At 57.9% G+C, this 18,230-nt stretch carries 17 protein-coding genes; 8 read left to right on the top strand and 9 right to left on the bottom strand.

Features of this window, described 5'->3' with window-relative positions; genetic code table 11:
• Positions 1-57: 57 nt before the first annotated feature.
• The 3 genes from L0664_RS07450 to L0664_RS07460 all read right to left on the bottom strand — a co-directional run bounded on the left by L0664_RS07450 (position 58) and on the right by L0664_RS07460 (position 3,091).
• Positions 58-684 carry a hypothetical protein gene (locus L0664_RS07450; RefSeq protein ID WP_235225024.1) on the bottom strand — a complete coding sequence of 209 codons (627 nt, stop codon included), beginning with the start codon at positions 682-684 and terminating at the stop codon, positions 58-60.
• A 60-nt stretch (positions 685-744) separates the two neighbouring features.
• The gene (locus L0664_RS07455) at positions 745-1,347 is read right to left on the bottom strand and encodes a hypothetical protein (RefSeq protein WP_235225025.1); all 603 of its coding nucleotides are present in this window, start codon (positions 1,345-1,347) and stop codon (positions 745-747) included.
• Between the two features lie 85 nt (positions 1,348-1,432).
• Positions 1,433-3,091: an NAD+ synthase gene (locus tag L0664_RS07460; protein ID WP_235225026.1), complete on the bottom strand. Its 1,659-nt coding sequence runs from the start codon at positions 3,089-3,091 to the stop codon at positions 1,433-1,435.
• A 136-nt stretch (positions 3,092-3,227) separates the two neighbouring features.
• Here L0664_RS07460 and L0664_RS07465 point away from each other — a divergent pair, with 136 nt between their 5' ends.
• Positions 3,228-4,664 (top strand): MORN repeat-containing protein, encoded by a 1,437-nt coding sequence (locus L0664_RS07465; protein WP_235225027.1) that lies wholly within the window; start codon positions 3,228-3,230, stop codon positions 4,662-4,664.
• A 9-nt stretch (positions 4,665-4,673) separates the two neighbouring features.
• Here the strand turns inward: L0664_RS07465 and L0664_RS07470 are convergent, their stop codons facing one another.
• The 4 genes from L0664_RS07470 to L0664_RS07485 all read right to left on the bottom strand — a co-directional run bounded on the left by L0664_RS07470 (position 4,674) and on the right by L0664_RS07485 (position 8,082).
• A complete protein-coding gene (locus L0664_RS07470) occupies positions 4,674-5,273 on the bottom strand; it encodes an HD domain-containing protein (protein WP_418888022.1) in 600 nt (199 codons plus the stop codon).
• Positions 5,274-5,369: 96 nt separating this feature from the next.
• Positions 5,370-5,837, bottom strand: coding sequence for a GNAT family N-acetyltransferase (locus L0664_RS07475; RefSeq protein WP_235225029.1), 468 nt, complete (start codon positions 5,835-5,837; stop codon positions 5,370-5,372).
• A 68-nt stretch (positions 5,838-5,905) separates the two neighbouring features.
• The gene (locus tag L0664_RS07480) at positions 5,906-7,432 is read right to left on the bottom strand and encodes a cryptochrome/photolyase family protein (RefSeq protein ID WP_235225030.1); all 1,527 of its coding nucleotides are present in this window, start codon (positions 7,430-7,432) and stop codon (positions 5,906-5,908) included.
• Positions 7,426-8,082 (bottom strand): SDR family NAD(P)-dependent oxidoreductase, encoded by a 657-nt coding sequence (locus L0664_RS07485; protein WP_235225031.1) that lies wholly within the window; start codon positions 8,080-8,082, stop codon positions 7,426-7,428. The genes L0664_RS07480 and L0664_RS07485 overlap by 7 nt, the downstream gene beginning before the upstream one ends.
• A 220-nt stretch (positions 8,083-8,302) precedes the next feature.
• On the opposite strand from L0664_RS07485, the gene L0664_RS07490 reads away from it, so the two are divergent.
• From L0664_RS07490 to L0664_RS07520, 7 genes are all read left to right on the top strand, one after another.
• Positions 8,303-9,862: a 2-isopropylmalate synthase gene (locus L0664_RS07490; RefSeq protein ID WP_235225032.1), complete on the top strand. Its 1,560-nt coding sequence runs from the start codon at positions 8,303-8,305 to the stop codon at positions 9,860-9,862.
• A gap of 176 nt (positions 9,863-10,038) precedes the next feature.
• On the top strand, positions 10,039-11,076 hold the full coding sequence (locus L0664_RS07495; RefSeq protein WP_235225033.1) for a rod shape-determining protein: 1,038 nt from the start codon (positions 10,039-10,041) through the stop codon (positions 11,074-11,076).
• A gap of 20 nt (positions 11,077-11,096) precedes the next feature.
• Complete coding sequence (gene mreC / locus L0664_RS07500; protein ID WP_235225034.1) at positions 11,097-12,008, top strand: rod shape-determining protein MreC; 912 nt, start codon at positions 11,097-11,099, stop codon at positions 12,006-12,008.
• A 31-nt stretch (positions 12,009-12,039) separates the two neighbouring features.
• Positions 12,040-12,624 (top strand): hypothetical protein, encoded by a 585-nt coding sequence (locus L0664_RS07505; protein WP_235225035.1) that lies wholly within the window; start codon positions 12,040-12,042, stop codon positions 12,622-12,624.
• Positions 12,621-14,585, top strand: coding sequence for a penicillin-binding protein 2 (gene mrdA, locus L0664_RS07510; RefSeq protein ID WP_235225036.1), 1,965 nt, complete (start codon positions 12,621-12,623; stop codon positions 14,583-14,585). The genes L0664_RS07505 and mrdA overlap by 4 nt, the downstream gene beginning before the upstream one ends.
• The gene (rodA, locus tag L0664_RS07515; protein ID WP_235225037.1) at positions 14,582-15,721 is read left to right on the top strand and encodes a rod shape-determining protein RodA; all 1,140 of its coding nucleotides are present in this window, start codon (positions 14,582-14,584) and stop codon (positions 15,719-15,721) included. The genes mrdA and rodA overlap by 4 nt, the downstream gene beginning before the upstream one ends.
• Positions 15,718-16,644 (top strand): 2-hydroxyacid dehydrogenase, encoded by a 927-nt coding sequence (locus L0664_RS07520; protein ID WP_235225038.1) that lies wholly within the window; start codon positions 15,718-15,720, stop codon positions 16,642-16,644. Before rodA ends, L0664_RS07520 begins: the two co-directional genes overlap by 4 nt.
• A 104-nt stretch (positions 16,645-16,748) precedes the next feature.
• Here the strand turns inward: L0664_RS07520 and L0664_RS07525 are convergent, their stop codons facing one another.
• A complete protein-coding gene (locus L0664_RS07525; protein ID WP_235225039.1) occupies positions 16,749-17,540 on the bottom strand; it encodes an SseB family protein in 792 nt (263 codons plus the stop codon).
• Complete coding sequence (locus L0664_RS07530) at positions 17,524-18,117, bottom strand: uracil-DNA glycosylase family protein (RefSeq protein ID WP_235225040.1); 594 nt, start codon at positions 18,115-18,117, stop codon at positions 17,524-17,526. The genes L0664_RS07525 and L0664_RS07530 overlap by 17 nt, the downstream gene beginning before the upstream one ends.
• Positions 18,118-18,230: the final 113 nt, after the last annotated feature.

Below are 18,230 nucleotides of genomic sequence, written 5' to 3' on the forward strand. Positions count from 1 at the left end.
GAACCGGAATGTCCATATTTCAGCGCACTTTCACGACACGAACAGCATCAAATCTGGCTAAATAACTTTGCGACGCCCGAATATGCGCTCCCCGAAGGTCGGGGGCGACTGCACGGGCCCCGCCCCAAAATCTTGCGGGCGCAGTCCGGGCGGGCGGCGTTGCACCGCAGGTTCTGGGGCGGTGGGCCGCACATTTTCCTCAACACGCGGCACGGGGTATTTATCCACCACTGTCGCACCATCGCGCGTGATCGAGGCTGCAAATTCCTCAATCCGGCGCGCCATCGTCAATGCCGGTTCCGACATCTGCAAATGGTTGATCTGCACGTAGCCACCAAGAATAGATTTCCCCACACGCACGCGGATCATCTTGGTCAACGACACCAGCCCACCGGACGATTTATGCACCGTCACACCGCGAAATTCCGACCAAGGCCGCTTTGTCTTGCCCTTCACGGAAAACCCATGGGCATCCGCCTCAAAAACAGGACGCGGATTGAAGAACTGAAAGACCGACCGCATTCCGGTCCAAACACCGATCGCCATCACCAGATAGCCAAAAATATTGAACTGGAGATCGCCGTTCAAAAACACAAGATATCCACCAAGTGCCAAAGCACCAACGCCTTGTAGAACGCTTAGTTTCTTATTTAGATCAGACGGGTAAAGGGTCAGGGTCGCCATAATGTCCTCGCATGTTACCACCCCTTCATCCCTCATGAATGTGGCCAAAGTGGCCCGAAATCAGCGCAAAAGACGCAGGGTAAACCGCTTGAATGTGTGAAAGATTGACTGGCCTCTCACAGGCCTGTTGCGGGCACGTTCGCGTGCGGCAACGACCGGTGACGGACCAAGATCAATCCGTTCAGCTTCCTCGGCCCAGAGGGTATCGAGGCTTTGCTTGAACACGACAATCCGGTCAGCCATCGACCACGCGCTGCCCCATCTGCCAAACCTCGCGACGAGACATCTATGGAACGGCCATTTGTAGTTCAGCGTAATCCACAGCGACTCCCCGCTTTTGGAACCATCGGAATAAATATCGGTAACGTCGACCCCGTGATACGTGCTCCAGGCGCGCAGACGACCCCCGCGAATCCGAAACCCCGTGCGATCCGCGTAAAACGTAGGGCACCCCCGGCTAACCCGAAAACCATTTGCAAAGATCATGATCAGACCGATGATCATCACCAGACCCCCGACGACAACGCCAAGAATTGATCCCGCTGCCAAAACCATCAGACTCATCCCCAAAACACCAAGGATGAACCCCTGCAACACGCCCAGCATGAACTGCATCTTGCCACCATACAGGCGTAATACGAGCGGTTTGGTAGTGTTGCCCATGACGTCCTCCTGATGCGGCTGGCGTCATGTATCTTCGCAAAAAAGGTCGATTTGTGGGCTTAATCGGGGCCAATGGGCAAAAACTTTAGCCCTCGTCGCGCCATCCGTTCACGATCGGATACCGTCGGTCCAACCAGAATGCCTTCATCGACAATCTCGGCCCCGGTGCAGACTGGAACCGTTTGTATTCGGAAATATAAAGCAGATGTTCGACCCGTTTGACCACATCGCGCGCATATCCGGCGGCAACGCAGTCGGCCACACTGGCCTCCTCGTCCACCAGCATCGTCAGGATACCATCAAGCACATCATATTCCGGCAGGCTGTCGCTGTCTTTTTGATCATCGCGCAGCTCCGCACTGGGGGGTTTGTCGATGATCGCCACGGGAATCATTTCCCCCGCAGGTGCCTTCATCCACGGACGGTGGTTTGCGTTCCGCCAGCGACAAATATCAAATACCCGCGTTTTATACAGGTCTTTGATCGGGTTATATCCACCTGCCATATCTCCATAGATCGTCGCATACCCGACCGCGACCTCGGATTTATTGCCTGTCGTCAGCAGCATTTCCCCAAACTTGTTGGACTGCGCCATCAACAACAGCCCCCGAATACGCGACTGGATGTTTTCTTCTGTCAGGCCTTCGTCCAGCCCTTCAAACAGCCCCGCCAAGGTCTCGGTGACAGCGCTGCGCACCGCGCCAATCGGCACAATATCATATCCCACGCCCAACGCCGCTGCGGCTGCTTTGGCATCATCAAGCGACGCGTCGGATGTATATTCAGACGGCATCATCACGCAGCGCACATTGTCGGGCCCCAACGCGTCCGCAGCAATCGCCGCGACGATGGCCGAATCCACGCCGCCCGACAGCCCCAGCAGCACCTTTTTGAATCCGGTCTTGGCCATATAGTCGCGCAGGCCGATGACCATCGCGGTGTAATCGGTCTCCATCGTGTCCGGTTCCAGCGCCTTGTCGCCGTCCTCAACCACCCAAAGGCCATCGACTTGAGCAAAATCAACATGGGCAATCGCCTCTTGGAACCACGGCATCTGAACGGCAAGCGCGCCGTGGCGGTTCAGCACGAACGACCCGCCATCAAACACCTGATCATCCTGCCCACCGACCATATTCAGATAGACAAGCGGCACGTCATTTTCGATCACGCGGGCCACCATCTGGTTCATCCGCACGGCATGTTTATCCCGAAAATACGGGCTGCCATTTGGCACCAACAACACTTCTGCGCCGCTTTCGACCATCGCCTCGCAGACGTCAGGATACCAGGAATCCTCGCAGACCGGCGTGCCGATCCGCAACGGTCCCGCGCTCCACGGGCCTTGCATATCAGCACGGCTGAACAGGCGAACCTCATCGAAGACATTGAAATTGGGTAGGAAATATTTGCGCGTGGTGTTGTGAACAGCCCCACCCTTCAGCACGAAATACGCATTGCGCAGCTTGTCACCTTCGCGCAGCGGCCCGCCAATCGCCAACATCGGGCCATCCGCACAGGCCACCGCCAATCCCTCCAGCGCGGCCATGGCAGCCTGTTCAAAAACGGGCTTCATCACGAGGTCTTGTGTCTGATACCCGACCAAAAACATCTCGGGCAGCATGACCATATCGGCGCCCGCCGCACGGCCGGCCTCCCATGCCTCAACCGCCTTTGCTGCATTGCCTTGGATATCGCCCACAACAGGGTTCAACTGCGCCATCGTCAGGCGGAAACGGTTGGTCATAGCACGGCCTTTCTTGCACTTACCCTTCATCTAGTCCGACACGGCGGCAAGGGGAAGCCGAACCCGTTAATGGGACGTTGAATTGCCCCGATCTTCCCCCTATTCTCTCCTGAAATTCCGCCAAGAAAGACCGCCCATGTTGCGCTTTACGCCTCATCTCCTCGCCGCCCTGATGTTTGCGACCCCCGCTGTCGCCCAGTCGGTGCAGACCAAACAATACGACGACGGCGGCATCTATGAAGGCCAGTTCCTGAACGGATTGCAGCACGGCATGGGCACCTACACACTGCCCAACGGGTACGAATACACTGGCGAATGGTTCGAAGGCGAAATCCGCGGCGACGGATCAGCGCGCTTTCCCAACGGATCGCTCTACGAAGGCCAGTTCGCCGCCGGAAAACCCGAAGGCTTTGGCGTGATCAATTTCGCAGGTGGCGGCACCTATGAGGGTGATTGGCTCGACGGCAAAATCACCGGACGCGGCATCGCGCGCTACGCCAACGGAGTGGTCTACGAGGGCGATTTCAGAAACGCGATGCACCACGGCCAAGGCACAATGACCAGCCCGGGCGGCTACACCTACGAAGGCCCGTGGGTCAACGGCGTCATAGAAGGCAACGGTCGGATCACCTACACCGATGGCACCGTCTACGTCGGTGACCTTGCGGATGGTGAACGCAACGGCATCGGCACACTGACAATGGCCAACGGCATGACAATCGAAGGCACATGGAAAGCAGGCCAGATTGAGGGCACGGGCCGCATGGTCCAGCCCAACGGCGATGTCTACGAAGGCGATCTGGTCGCGGGTAAACGCACCGGCTCCGGCACGCTCACCTACGCCAACGGCGACGTCTACACAGGTGATTTCCTGAACGATGAACGCAGTGGCACGGGCAGCTTTACGGGCGCAGACGGCTACATCTACACGGGCGATTGGCGTGACGGGCAGCAACACGGCGCAGGCGAAATCACATACCCCGACGGGTCCGTCTATGTCGGCGCCTTCGCCAATGGCTTTACCGAAGGTCTGGGCAAAATCACCTACGCTGACGGATCAACCTTTGAAGGCGATTGGGTCGGCGGCGTTATCAACGGCAGCGGCACCGCGACCTATCCCAACGGCGTTGTCTACGTCGGTGGCTTTCTGAATGGCAAAAACCACGGCGACGGCACGATCACCTATCCGGACGGCTACAGCTATGTCGGCGCATGGGCGAACGGCAAACGCGAAGGCTACGGCGTGGCGACATTCGCATCGGGCGACGTCTACGAAGGCGAATTCCGCGATGGCCAACGCCACGGCTCGGGTACGCTGACGAAAACAGACGGCTTTACCTACGAAGGCCTGTGGGACACGGGCGAAATCTCGGGCCTCGGCGTGGCGACCTACACAAACGGCGATATCTACTCCGGTGAATTCCGTTCAGGCCGCCGCCAAGGCACAGGCACAATGACCTACGCAACAGGCGAAACCGCCGAAGGTGATTGGCAGGACGGCGCTTTGGTCAGCCAAGGCGCGGGCGCCCCGGCGACAGATGCCGTTGTGGCAGAAGAACCGACAGACAACTAAGCCCGGCGTTCAATCGGCCAAGCGCGCGGCGGCGACCTGCGCATCATTCAATGGACGATCCGGCGCGCCTGTCACGGACGGGTCATAGGCCTGTCTTGCGAACACCTCGCGCACCATCGGTGCAAAAAACGACAATGGCAGCGTGTCATAATCGGGATCAAAACTCGATTGATCCCACTGCTCACAGAATGAAGCACAATCATCGAAATACTTATGCCCGCGATGGCGGTCACGCTTGTTCTGATCAAACCCATCCAGATAATGCCCGTAATACAGCATCTGAAAATCGCCGTGGGTTTCAACGCACCACCGGCACTGCTCGCGCACAAACGGCTTCAGAATCGTGGCCGCGTATTCGTCGTGATTGTAGGGGGCAAAGATGTCGCCAATGTCATGCAACAGCGCGCTCACCACCCAATCAATATCCGCACCATCCCGCCATGCCCGCGTCGCCGCCTGCGTCGAATGCTGCATCCGCGTGATCTGATAACCCGACAGCCCTTCGTCCAGATGTTCCAGCGCCGCCAACAAACGGTCCGCCGTCCCCTTGGTATATTCAATCTCATGGGCGGTCAGAAATTCATATTCGTCCCGCGTTCCGTCCTTCATTTGCTTAAACTGGACTTTGTCCATGCGCCCCTCCAAGGCAAAGTGTCAGGGCAAAACATGCATCAGAACGGGGTGCCCGTCCAAGACAATGTTCCCTTAGCCCACGGCCTTGCGAAACATAATCGACGTGGGTTTACGATACCCGTCATGGGTCGTGCGCGCGACCTCGTGAAACCCCAGCCTTTTGAACACCGCGTGAACCTCTACCAGTTCAACCCGGCTTTCCAATTCCAACCAGCCCAACCCCAGCGCAGCGGCCCTCTCCTCGGCCAACGCCATCAAAGCGCGCCCAAGTCCGGCCCGCCTGCGTCCAACGGCAAGCTTCCCGACATACAAAACCCGACCCTTTGGCGTGAGAACAACCGTGCCCGCAATCGGATTCCCCTCGACCCAAATTTCGGATTTTTCTGCGGCCTCTTGCAGTGATTGCACCGTCATTCTTGAAAGCGACGAAGGCGGATCAATCCGCCCGTCCATCCCCGCAAAGGCCGCGCGCATCACCTCCAGCGCATCCGCTAAAGCAGGGTCATCCGCGCCCAATTGTCGAAATTCAAAACCCGTCATATGGGCAGATTAGCCATACCAGACCCATACGCAAACCATACCAGACCCATACGCCCGATTTTGCCGCCCTAAACTGTTTCGCCGCCATCCAGTTTCGCCAAAAACGCGTCCGCTTGCGCCAGCACGGTCTCGCGCTTTTCGTCCGTCATTTTGTCCCACACACGGTACATATTTCCCATGCGGTGATTGTCTTTGAAACGGTCGCGGTGACGGTCCAGAAAATGCCAGTACAACAGGTTGAACGGGCAGGCATCGGGGCCCGTTTTGTCCTTCACCTTATAACTGCAATCCTTGCAGTAATCCGACATCTTATCGATGTAATTTCCTGAGGAAATATAAGGCTTTGACGCGATAATACCCCCATCCGCAAACTGGCTCATGCCGATGGTATTGGGGGCCTCGACCCACTCGAACGCGTCCGCATAAACGGCCAGATACCACTCATGGATTTCGCTTGGAGCAACCCCGATCAGCAGCGCAAAATTCCCCGTCACCATCAGCCGCTGAATGTGGTGCGCATAGGCCTCCTCGCGGGTCTGCTCAACCGCCTTGTCCAAACACCGCATCCACGTCTTTTCGCCCCAATACAAATCAGGCAATTTTCGGTTATGATTCAGATGGTTACGCGACACATAATCAGGCCCTTCAAGGAAATAAATCCCCCGCACATATTCGCGCCAACCGATGATCTGGCGAATGAATCCTTCGGCCGCATTGATCGGCGCGGCGCCGTCTTTCCAAGCCTTTTCAACCGCTTGGCACACCTCCAGCGGGTCCAGCAATCCTGCATTGATATAAAGGCCGACGATCGCGTGATAAAGGAACCGTTCCCCCCCCATCATCGCATCTTGAAAATCGCCAAACTTCGGCAATCCGCCCTTTATCCAATGGGCCAAATGCTGCCGCGCCTGCGCCTGATCCGTAGCAAACCAAAAATCATCCAAGGTCCCGAAATTGTTCGGGAATTTCTCGCGCACAAGGTCAATGACCTCACGCGTGACATCATCCGTCTGGAACCGCATCGGCCCTGAATAATCAACTGATCCAGGCGCAGGTTTGCGGTTGTCGTGGTCGAAATTCCACTTGTCACCGGCAGGCTTGTCGCCCTCCATCATCAGTCCGGTTTTGCGGCGCATGTCGCGGTAAAAATACTCCATCCGCAGGGCCTTGCGTCCCTCAGCCCAGTCCTCAAATTCCTTGTGGGTCGCGATAAACCGATCATCAGGCAACACCGTCACATCCAACGGCACGTCCTCCAGCGCTTTGATAACACGCCATTCTCCGGCTTCGGTCGTCAGAACCTCTGACGTCTCGAACGCCTCCGCACGGCGCAATAACTCCCCGTTAAGGGTACCTGCGTTATCTTTATCGTCCAGACGCGTGTAGGCGACGCGCCAGCCGTCTTCCTCCAAATGGGCGGCAAATTTGCGCATCGATGCAAACAAAAACGCGATCTTTTTGGGATGGTGGGGGACATATTCTGCTTCGCCCATGACCTCGGCCATGACGACGATATCGGTGTCACGATCCGCCTCACGCAGGGCTGCTATATTCATCGACAGCTGATCACCAAGGACCAAAACCAACTTTACCACGCAACAACCGCCCCCGAATAATCAAAGAAATTGCCAGTTTGGGATGCATCCAACCCCATCATAACATGACACAAATTTGCCGCCGCTTGCTGCGCGGACACTTTTGAATGGCCCGGGTAGCCAGCGGTAAACGCCGTTTCCACTGTCCCGGGATGCAGGGCGACGACCGCGGCCTCTTTGCGCTTGCGCCCCACCTCAATCGCGGCGCCGTGCACGATCTGGTTCAACGCCGCCTTGGACGCGCGGTAGGAATGCCACCCGCCGATCTTGTTATCCCCAATCGATCCGACCCGCGCGGACAACACCCCGACAACCGATGGGCGGTCAGCTGGCAAAAGGCGTTCGAGTTGTGCCAAAATCAAAGCGGGGCCGATGGCGTTGATCGCGAACACATCTGCCATGCGCTGCGCCTCAACCGCGGCCAGCGATTTTTCCGGCACGCCCCCAGCGGCCAATGTTCCGATAGCGATGAACACAATGTCGAACACGCCATCAAGCGCGCCCAACACCCGTGCGACCGATCCCGCGTCCGTCACGTCCAGCCCGTCCCTGCGCGACAGGCCCGTAACGGCAAAACCGCGTGTTTCCAATTCGGCGCTGACGGCCGATCCAATTCCGCCCGTGGCGCCGATGATCAATGCTCTTTTCATGCAACCCAACCTAGACCCGACACCGCTTGCGTCCACACAAATACCAAAACACCCTTTTCAAACGCGCTGTCGTGCGTATAACGGACCCCATGATGCAGATCGCACATATCCAGGCCAACCTTAGCCTCCTCCTTAGTCGCCTCTGAGCGTGCCCTTCGGCGCGACCGCTCAGAGGGTATGACGCGCCAAGAAAAACTAAGGAAAACAAGGAAATACTAAAATGACCGATCAAGTTCTGATCTTTGACACGACCCTGCGCGACGGCGAACAATCCCCCGGCGCAACCATGTCCCACCACGAAAAACTGGAAATCGCCGAAATGCTGGACGACATGGGCGTCGACATCATCGAAGCCGGGTTTCCAATCGCGTCCGAAGGTGATTTCAACGCGGTGAGCGAAATTTCAAAACGCGCCAAGACGTCAACGATTTGCGGGCTGAGCCGGGCAAACTTCAAAGACATCGACCGCTGTTGGGACGCCGTGAAACATGCGAAATCCCCACGTATCCACACGTTTATCGGCACATCGCCCCTGCACCGCGCGATCCCGAACCTCGATATGGATCAGATGGCCGAACGTATCCACGACTGCGTCACCCATGCGCGCAACCTGTGTGACAACGTGCAGTGGTCATCGATGGATGCGACCCGCACAGAATGGGATTTTCTGAAGCGCACCGTTGATATCGCCATCAAGGCAGGTGCCACGACGATCAATATTCCTGACACCGTGGGCTACACTGAACCCGTAGAATCCGCCGATCTGATCAAACGTCTGATTGCCGAAGTAGACCGCGCCGACACGGTGATATTCTCAACCCATTGTCACAACGATCTGGGCATGGCGACGGCAAATTCACTGGCCGCTGTGGCCGGCGGCGCGCGCCAAATTGAATGCACAATCAATGGTTTGGGCGAACGCGCGGGCAACACTGCGCTCGAAGAAGTCGTGATGGCCATGAAGGTGCGCAGCGATGTGATGCCCTACGGCACCAAGATCGACACACGCAAAATCATGAACATTTCACGGCGCGTTGCGGCTGTGTCGGGTTTTGCGGTGCAGTTTAACAAAGCCATCGTCGGCAAAAACGCCTTTGCCCACGAATCCGGCATCCACCAAGACGGCATGCTGAAAAACCGCGAAACGTTCGAGGTCATGCGCCCCGAAGACGTCGGCCTGTCTGGAACGTCCCTGCCGCTGGGCAAACATTCGGGCCGTGCTGCGCTGCGCGATAAGCTGGAAAAGCTCGGCTATGATATGGGCGACAATGAATTGAAGGACGTCTTCGTGCGCTTCAAGGATCTGGCCGACCGCAAGAAAGAAGTCTTTGATGACGACCTGATCGCACTGGTCCGCCAGAATGAGGGCGAAGACGACCGCCTGAAGTTGAAAGACCTGACCGTCATTTGCGGGATGAACGGCCCCCAAAAAGCAACAATGGTGCTTGAGGTCGACGGCACGGATCACACGACCATCGCCACGGGTGATGGCCCTGTTGATGCGACGTTCAACGCCGTCAAAGCACTGTTTCCCCATGACGTCAGCCTGCAATTGTATCAAGTCCACGCGGTCACAGAAGGAACGGATGCACAGGCCACAGTGTCCGTACGCATGGAAGAAGATGGGCGCATCGCGACGGGTGAATCCGCAGACACTGACACAGTCGTTGCATCCGCCAAGGCCTATATCAACGCGCTGAACCGCCTTCTGGTAAAGCGTGAAAAGACGGCACCGGGCGCGGATTCCAAGGGAATCCGTTACACCGACGCGGGCGAATAATCTGATCAAACGCGGGGGCGGTGCATATGCCCGCCACCGCGCATCAAACCACGGCGGAATAGCGCCCAGAGCAAACGTTAATCCCCCTTCCCCCCAAGTCCCACTGACCCTATAAGCGCGCAGGTCCGCCTCCATAGGGGAGTCGCGGGCAAATACTCTATGGGAACGGCGCTTCAATGTTTGGCTTAGGCAATCTCTTTTCGTCCGATATGGCAATCGACCTCGGGACAGCGAACACGCTGGTCTACGTCAAAGGTAAGGGCGTCGTATTGTCCGAACCCTCGGTGGTTGCCTACCACATGAAAGACGGCGTGAAAAAAGTGCTGGCCGTGGGCGAAGATGCGAAATTGATGCTGGGCCGCACGCCCGGTTCGATTGAGGCGATCCGCCCTATGCGCGAAGGCGTAATTGCTGATTTTGACACCGCCGAAGAGATGATCAAACATTTCATCCGCAAGGTTCACAAGCGTTCGACTTTTTCCAAACCCAAGATCATCGTCTGCGTGCCCCACGGCGCCACACCCGTTGAAAAACGCGCGATCCGTCAGTCGGTTTTGTCCGCAGGTGCACGCCGCGCGGGCCTTATTGCAGAACCCATTGCAGCCGCCATTGGTGCGGGCATGCCGATCACTGACCCGACAGGCAACATGGTTGTCGATATCGGCGGTGGTACAACCGAAGTCGCCGTGCTGTCCTTGGGTGACATTGTGTACGCCCGTTCCGTGCGCGTCGGTGGTGACCGCATGGACGAAGCCATCATTTCCTACCTGCGCCGTCAGCATAACCTGCTGATCGGTGAATCCACAGCTGAACGTATCAAGACATCCATCGGCACGGCCCGCATGCCCGATGATGGCCGTGGCCAATCCATGATGATCCGTGGTCGCGATTTGCTGAACGGTGTCCCGAAAGAAACCGAGATCAGCCAAGCGCAGGTCGCAGAAGCGCTCGCCGAACCTGTCCAGCAGATTTGCGAAGCGGTTATGACAGCCCTTGAGGCGACCCCACCCGATTTGGCCGCAGACATCGTAGACCGCGGTGTGATGCTGACGGGCGGTGGTGCATTGTTGGGTGAACTCGACCTCGCGCTGCGTGAACAGACGGGCCTTGCGATTTCCGTGGCTGACGAAAGCCTGAACTGTGTTGCGCTGGGAACAGGCAAAGCACTGGAATATGAAACGCAACTGCGGCACGTTATCGACTACGATAGCTAAATCCCGATCGGGAGCCCGTTTTGGCACGAGACCGACAGCAATCAGAAGACTTCGTAAGCCCCGTCCGCCGTTTGCTGGTGGGGATACTGGTGCTGTTCCTGCTCGGTACGTTCCTGATCTGGCGCATCGACAACCCGCGTGTTGAACGGTTTCGCATGATGGTGATTGATACCGTTGTGCCCAGTTTTGATTGGGCCATGGCGCCGGTCACAGGCATGGCGAACTTGTTGGCGGGTTTTCAATCCTATCAACGGCTTGCCCAGCAAAACGTCGATCTACGCCGTGAACTTCAGGATATGAAAAGCTGGCGGGAAGCGGCCATTCAACTTGATCAGGAAAACGCCCGATTGCGTGATCTGATCAACGTGCAGCTTGATCCGCAACTGACACGGATCACGGGTGTTGTTATGGCCGACAGCGGATCACCCTTTCGCCAGTCGGTGCTGCTGAACGTCGGGGCGCGCGATGGTATCCTTGACGGCTGGCCCGCCATGGACGGCATCGGCCTTGTTGGCCGCATTTCAGGTGTGGGCGATGAAACATCCCGCGTGATCCTAGTCACCGACACCTCAAGCCAAATTCCAGTAACGATCCAGCCCTCAGGGCAACGCGCGATTTTGTCTGGCGACAACACCGTCAATCCGCTTTTGGATTTCATCGAAGATCCGGACCTTGTGAAACCCGGTGACCGCGTTGTGACGTCAGGCGATGGTGGTGTGTTTCCAGCCGATTTATTGGTCGGCCAATTGGCGCGCGGCACCGACGGACGGATGCGGACGCGCCTGTCTGCCGATCTAGAACGCCTCGAATTTCTGCGCGTCCTGCGCAGCCAACCCGCCGCGCGGATCGAAGAGGCGGGCACATTGCTGGCCCCGACAGTACAACCGCAGCTGCCCGTTGAACCCGTGATCGAAGTGCCGGCAGATGGATGAAAACGTCACGCGTCGCCGCTGGCTGGGTCGCATGACCTTCGTACTGCTAGGCCTGTTTATTATCTTCACACATTTGATCCCGCTTGAAACGGTGCCGCCAAGCCTTGGGGGATCATCGCTGGAACCTATTGTGCAGCCGCGCGCAACAGCGGGCACCGAAACGGATGTCCTGTTTGACCCGGTGCGCTGGATCGCGCCTGATCTGTTGATCCTGCTTGCCCTTGCGTGGGTCACACGCCGCCCGTCGTTTGCGCCCGCCCTTGCGATTGGTGTCATATTCTTGCTCGCTGACATGTTGTTCCAACGCCCCCCGGGTCTGTGGGCGGGGTTGGTTCTGATCCTCAGTGAAATCCTGCGCGGACGGGCGCGTTCCATGCGCACGCTGCCCTTCTGGTTGGAATGGGCGACGGTTGCCTTCGGAATTGTTGTGATCACGCTGATCTATCGCTTCACATTATCGATGGTTTTGGTGGCCCAGGCCCCGCTGGGGCTGACTTTGGTGCAATTAATGCTAACTATTACACTGTATCCGGCGGTGGTTTTCGTGTCGTACGCGCTGTTCGGCGTGAACCGGCCTGCACCGGGTGAAGTGGACGCATTGGGACATAGGTTATGAAGCGCGGGCCAAAGGAGATCGAGGACAGTTCACGCCGCATTTCGCGCCGTGCGATGCTGCTTGGCACGGCCCAGTTGGGCATGATCGGCATCCTTGGCGCACGCATGGCGTCCATGCAGGTTGAACAGGCGGATACGTTTCGCATGTTGGCGGAAGAAAACCGCATCAACATCGGCCTCATCCCACCCGCACGCGGCCTGATTTATGACAGCGAAGGCGTTGTGCTCGCTGATAACGAACAACACTACACCATCACCATGACCCGGGAAGGTGCCGGCGATGTGGACGAGGTGTTGGCACGGCTCGACCGCATCATCGCCCTTGATCCTGAAGTGCTGGAAAAGGCGCGCAAAGAACTCAAAGAGCTCAGCCCGTTTGTGCCCGTCACCATTGCGCGGCGCATCTCATGGGAAGACGTGGCACGAGTTACCGTGAATGCCCCCGCCCTGCCCGGCGTCGTAGCGGAATTGGGCCGCAGCCGCACCTACCCTCAAGGCCTCGATATGGCGCATGTCGTTGGGTACGTCGGCCCTGTTTCGGATTTTGACCTGAGCCGGATCGAAGACCAAGACCCGCTGTTACAAATTCCACGCTTCCAGATCGGTAAAACGATGGTGGAAAACAATCTTGAACATGCGCTTCGCGGGTCAGCAGGCACCAAGCGTGTTGAAGTGAACGCCGCGGGGCGCGTGATGCGCGAACTTGATCGTGTCGAAGGTATCCCCGGCGCGGATGTGCAATTGACCGTGGACGCGCGGCTGCAAAACTACATTCAGGCACGGCTGGACGGTGAATCCGCAGCCGCCGTTGTGATCGATGTCACAAACGGGGATATCAAAGGCATCGGATCCGCGCCGACGTTTGACCCCAATGTGTTCGTTCAGGGCATATCCGTCGCCCTGTGGGACGAGTTGAACGAACGCGAAATTGACGCGAAGTTGCACCGCCGCCCGCTGGCTGCAAAAACCGTTCAAGGCACCTATCCGCCCGGATCGACCTTCAAGATGGTGACAGCCCTTGCCGCACTTGAAGACGGCGCGATTGAGGCCGAGGACACCGTGCGATGCGTTGGCCACACGGATGTGTTTGACGTACGGTTTCACTGCTGGCGCCGTGCGGGCCATGGCAACATGAACCTGAACGAGAGCCTGAAACAATCCTGCGATGTCTATTATTACGATATCGCCCAGCGCGTTGGGATTGATAAAATCGCTGCGATGGGGCGTAAGCTCGGGCTTGGGGAACGTCACGATCTGCCAATGTCCGCGATCCGCAGCGGCATCATGCCTGACAAGGAATGGAAACGCGAAGCACGCGGCGAAGACTGGCGTGTCGGTGACACGGTGAACGCATCGATCGGCCAAGGATATGTGCAAACCTCGCCGTTACAGCTTGCCGTTATGACGGCACGGATTGCGACAGGGCGCGCCGTGAAACCGCGCCTTGTGCGGTCTATCGACGGGGTCGAACAGCCATCCGGCGCGGGCGAAAGCCTTGGTTTGAACGAAAACAACCTGCGCCGCGTGCGCCGTGCGATGTATGACGTGTCCAATCATTCACGCGGCACCGCCTACCGCACCCGCATCCAAGAAGAACAATTTCGCATGGCGGGCAAAACGGGCACCAGCCAAGTGCGCCGCATCACACAAGCCGAACGCGACGCAGGTGTAACCCGCAATGCCGACTTGCCATGGAACCGCCGCGATCACGCGCTGTTTGTGTCCTTTGCGCCCGCTGACAATCCAAAATATGCGGTCGCTGTTGTTGTGGAACATGGTGGCGGTGGATCAACCGCCGCCGCACCGATTGCGCGCGATGTAATGCTTCAGGCGCTGTACGAAGGCACGCCGCCCCTGTCGGCCTACCCCTCCGCTTCACGTGGGCAGATCGCCGAACAGCAACGCCGCCTCGCTGATTTGATCCGCGACATTCAGCCCGGACGGGGCACGCAAGACACATGAGTTATCTTGAATATCAGGTCAAATACGTCCCCGCCGGATTTCGCAAACTTCTGTTTCTGAACTGGCCTGTTGTGTTCCTCGTGACAGCTGTGTCCGGCTTTGGCTTTTTGATGCTGTATTCTGTGGCGGGCGGATCAATGGACCCTTGGGTAACCCCGCAAGTTCAGCGTTTCGGACTTGGCGTGGCAGTCATGATCGGCATGGCGATGGTCCCGATCTGGTTCTGGCGCAACATGGCGGTCGTCGCCTATTTGCTCGCCTTTGTTCTATTGGTTCTTGTTGAATTCGTCGGTGTGGAACGCAACGGATCACAGCGTTGGCTGGACCTCGGGCCGATGGATTTGCAACCCTCCGAACTGATGAAAATATCGTTGATTATGCTGCTGGCCGCCTATTACGACTGGCTGCCCCTCAATAAAGTGAGCAAGCCCGTCTGGATCCTTGTCCCGCTGATCTTCATCGCAGCCCCCGCCTATCTGGTGCTGTCCCAACCCGACCTTGGCACAACAATCCTGCTGGTATCCGGCGGGGGCGCAATCATGTTTTTGGCTGGCGTCCACTGGGCCTATTTCGCAACTGTCATTGCAGGCGTTGTCGGGCTTGTCACCGCCGTGTTCCAGTCGCGCGGCACCGGATGGCAGGTTCTCAAAGACTATCAGTATCGCCGCATTGATACCTTCCTCGATCCGACCCAAGACCCCCTTGGCGCGGGCTATCACATCACACAAGCCAAGATCGCACTCGGGTCCGGCGGCTGGACCGGGCGCGGATTCATGCAAGGCACACAAAGCCGGCTGAACTTTCTACCCGAAAAGCACACAGACTTCATCTTCACGACCTTGGCCGAAGAATTCGGGTTCGTCGGCGCCTTCGGCTTGTTGGTACTTTACGCCCTCATCATTATTTTCTGCGTGATGTCGGCCATCACCAACAAGGATCGGTTTGCATCCCTGATCACCATGGGCGTCGCCGTGACGTTCTTTTTGTTTTTCTCGGTGAACATGGCAATGGTCATGGGCCTCGCGCCCGTTGTGGGTGTGCCGTTGCCGCTGGTTTCCTATGGCGGGTCAGCGATGTTGGTTCTGATGGTCGCATTCGGGCTCGTGCAATCCGCGCACGTGCATAAACCCCGATGATCCGCGCCCTATTTTCCGCAGGCGATCCTATTTGGCCAGAATATCAAACCACCCTGCCGCCCGCCTTCGCCAAAGCAGGCCTTAGCGTTGATTTGTCCCGCGATCACGCCCCCGATACGGTTGATTACATCATTGCCGCGCCGAATGGCCCCGTGCAGGATTTCACCCCCTTCACACGGTGCAAAGCAGTCCTGAACCTGTGGGCCGGCGTCGAAGACATCGCACCAAACCCGACCCTCACCCAGCCGCTCGCCCGCATGGTGGATCCGGGGCTTACGGATGGGATGGTGGAATGGGTCGTGGGCCACACGATGCGCCATCATCTGGGACTGGATGTGCATGTCCACGGCCAGGACGGCCAGTGGCGTACAGATTACCCCCCACTTGCATCACAACGGCCTGTGACGATCCTCGGCCTTGGCGCACTTGGCACGGCCTGCGCGCGCGCCCTTATCGGTTTGGGTTTTCCCGTCACCGGATGGAGCCGTTCGCAAAAGGCCATCGATGGCGTCACATGCTTGTCTGGCAACGGTGGCCTGCGGGCGGCCCTCACAGATGCGCAGATCGTGATCCTTTTGCTGCCACTGACAAACGCCACGACCAACATCTTGGACCGACAAACGCTGGCTTTGCTCGCGCCGGGGTCCTTTATCATCAACCCCGGCCGCGGCCCACTGATTGATGATGATGATTTGCTGACAGCCCTGGATGCAAATGTTGCCCATGCAACGCTAGATGTGTTTCGCGTTGAACCACTGCCAGCGCAACATCCCTTTTGGGCCCACCCCAAGATCACCGTGACACCGCATATCGCGTCCACAACACGCCCCGAAACCGCTGCCCTGTGCATCGCCGAAAACATCCGCCGCGGTGAGGCGGGCGAGGCGTTACTCCACCTCGTGGATCGCACCAAGGGCTACTAGCCCCGTCTGAGCTTCCTAAATATTCTGGGGTGAGGCCTCGGGCCGAGGGGCAAAGCCCCTTCTTACTGGCGCACCGCAGGTGCGCCCCCGCTCGCGGCACGCGCCTAGTGCAGCTTCGGCGGCTTGTCTGGGTCCATCCCGGGGTTCGCACCCGGTGTTTGGGGCATCTGCGGCGTTGGCAAATCAAACCGCAAACCGACCTTGGCCACGCGTTCAGACACCGGATCACCACCTTCAAGATGGGCCACGTCCAACATGCCCGCATCAATCCCCGAAAACACCAGTGCCTCGTTTACTGCGGCTGTCAACGCGCCTTCGGCACCCTCAACAGTTCCAACAAAGGCGAGCATATGCCCGCGCCCGCCACCTTCATAAGTAACGCCGCACAAATACGCCTCGACGGCCAGTCCAGCGGCCGTCGCCAGTTTTCGATCAAGCGCCTCTAGCAACACTTCGGGCAGTCCTTTGGGCGGGGTCAATTCGGTGATCTGGCCCTCGACCTCTTCGGGATCAGACCCAAGCGTTTGGGCCAACCAATCCACCGCTTCGGCAGGCACCAACATTGCCGACGGGGCAACGCCCATATTCAACGCCATCCCGATCCGCTGGCCTTCTAGCATCTGCGCCATGCCACGCCCGGACAGCGCCGCGTATGGCGCAATGGCCTTGCCGTAAAAATCCGACATCCGGGCTTCGCGATCAAAAATCAGCACAAACTGCTGGTCTTCGGCTTCGAACATGGCCGGGGAAATCTGGTCGCCCTCGGCTTCGCCCTCCAGCAGCATGAACAATTCTGATTCCGCCAGCCGTTCGTAGAACCGCAATCGCGCCAGATCATCCGCTTCATCCGCGACCATGGCAGCATGGGCCAAATCGATTTCAGTCGTTTCCGTCATTCAGAACCTCTTTCACGCGGGCGCGCAGCGCGGGCAACACATCCGCCCCGAACCACTGATTTTTCTTCAGCCATCCGGTATTGCGCCAAGACGGATGAGGCAAGACAAAGGTGTGCGGCGCATGGTCCTGCCAACCGACAACCGTGTCAGTCACATTTGATTTGACGCCCAGATGGTACCGATGTGCCGATGCACCCACTAAGATGCGCAGCGCCACATTCGGCAAACTGTCCATCACGCGACCATGCCATGTTTGTCCGCATATTTTCGGCGGCGGCAAATCTGATCCTTTGGCATCATACCCCGGAAAACAAAACGCCATCGGGACAATCGCCACGCGGGCCCGATCGTAAAAGGTGTCTTCGTCCACACCCAACCAATCACGCAACCGATCCCCTGACGGATCAGTGAACGGACGGCCACTGTGGTATACTTTCATGCCCGGTGCCTGCCCTGCGATCAAAATCCGCGCGCTGGGGGCAAACCACACAACGGGGCGGGGCACGTGGGCCGTATGCGTGGCTGCAAAACGGTCCGCACATATCCGGCAGTTTTCGATTTCGGGCATCAGCGTCATACCGCCAAACTATGGATCGATCGCCCAAACGCCAGTAAAATGGGCACAATCTCGGCTCACCCCCTCAACTTCTTGTCAATTTCGTTGTAAAAAGGCGAACCGCACCGACATAT

It is taken from the genome of Octadecabacter dasysiphoniae, from assembly GCF_021532615.1.
In the GTDB taxonomy this organism is placed as follows: Bacteria; Pseudomonadota; Alphaproteobacteria; order Rhodobacterales; family Rhodobacteraceae; genus Octadecabacter; species Octadecabacter dasysiphoniae.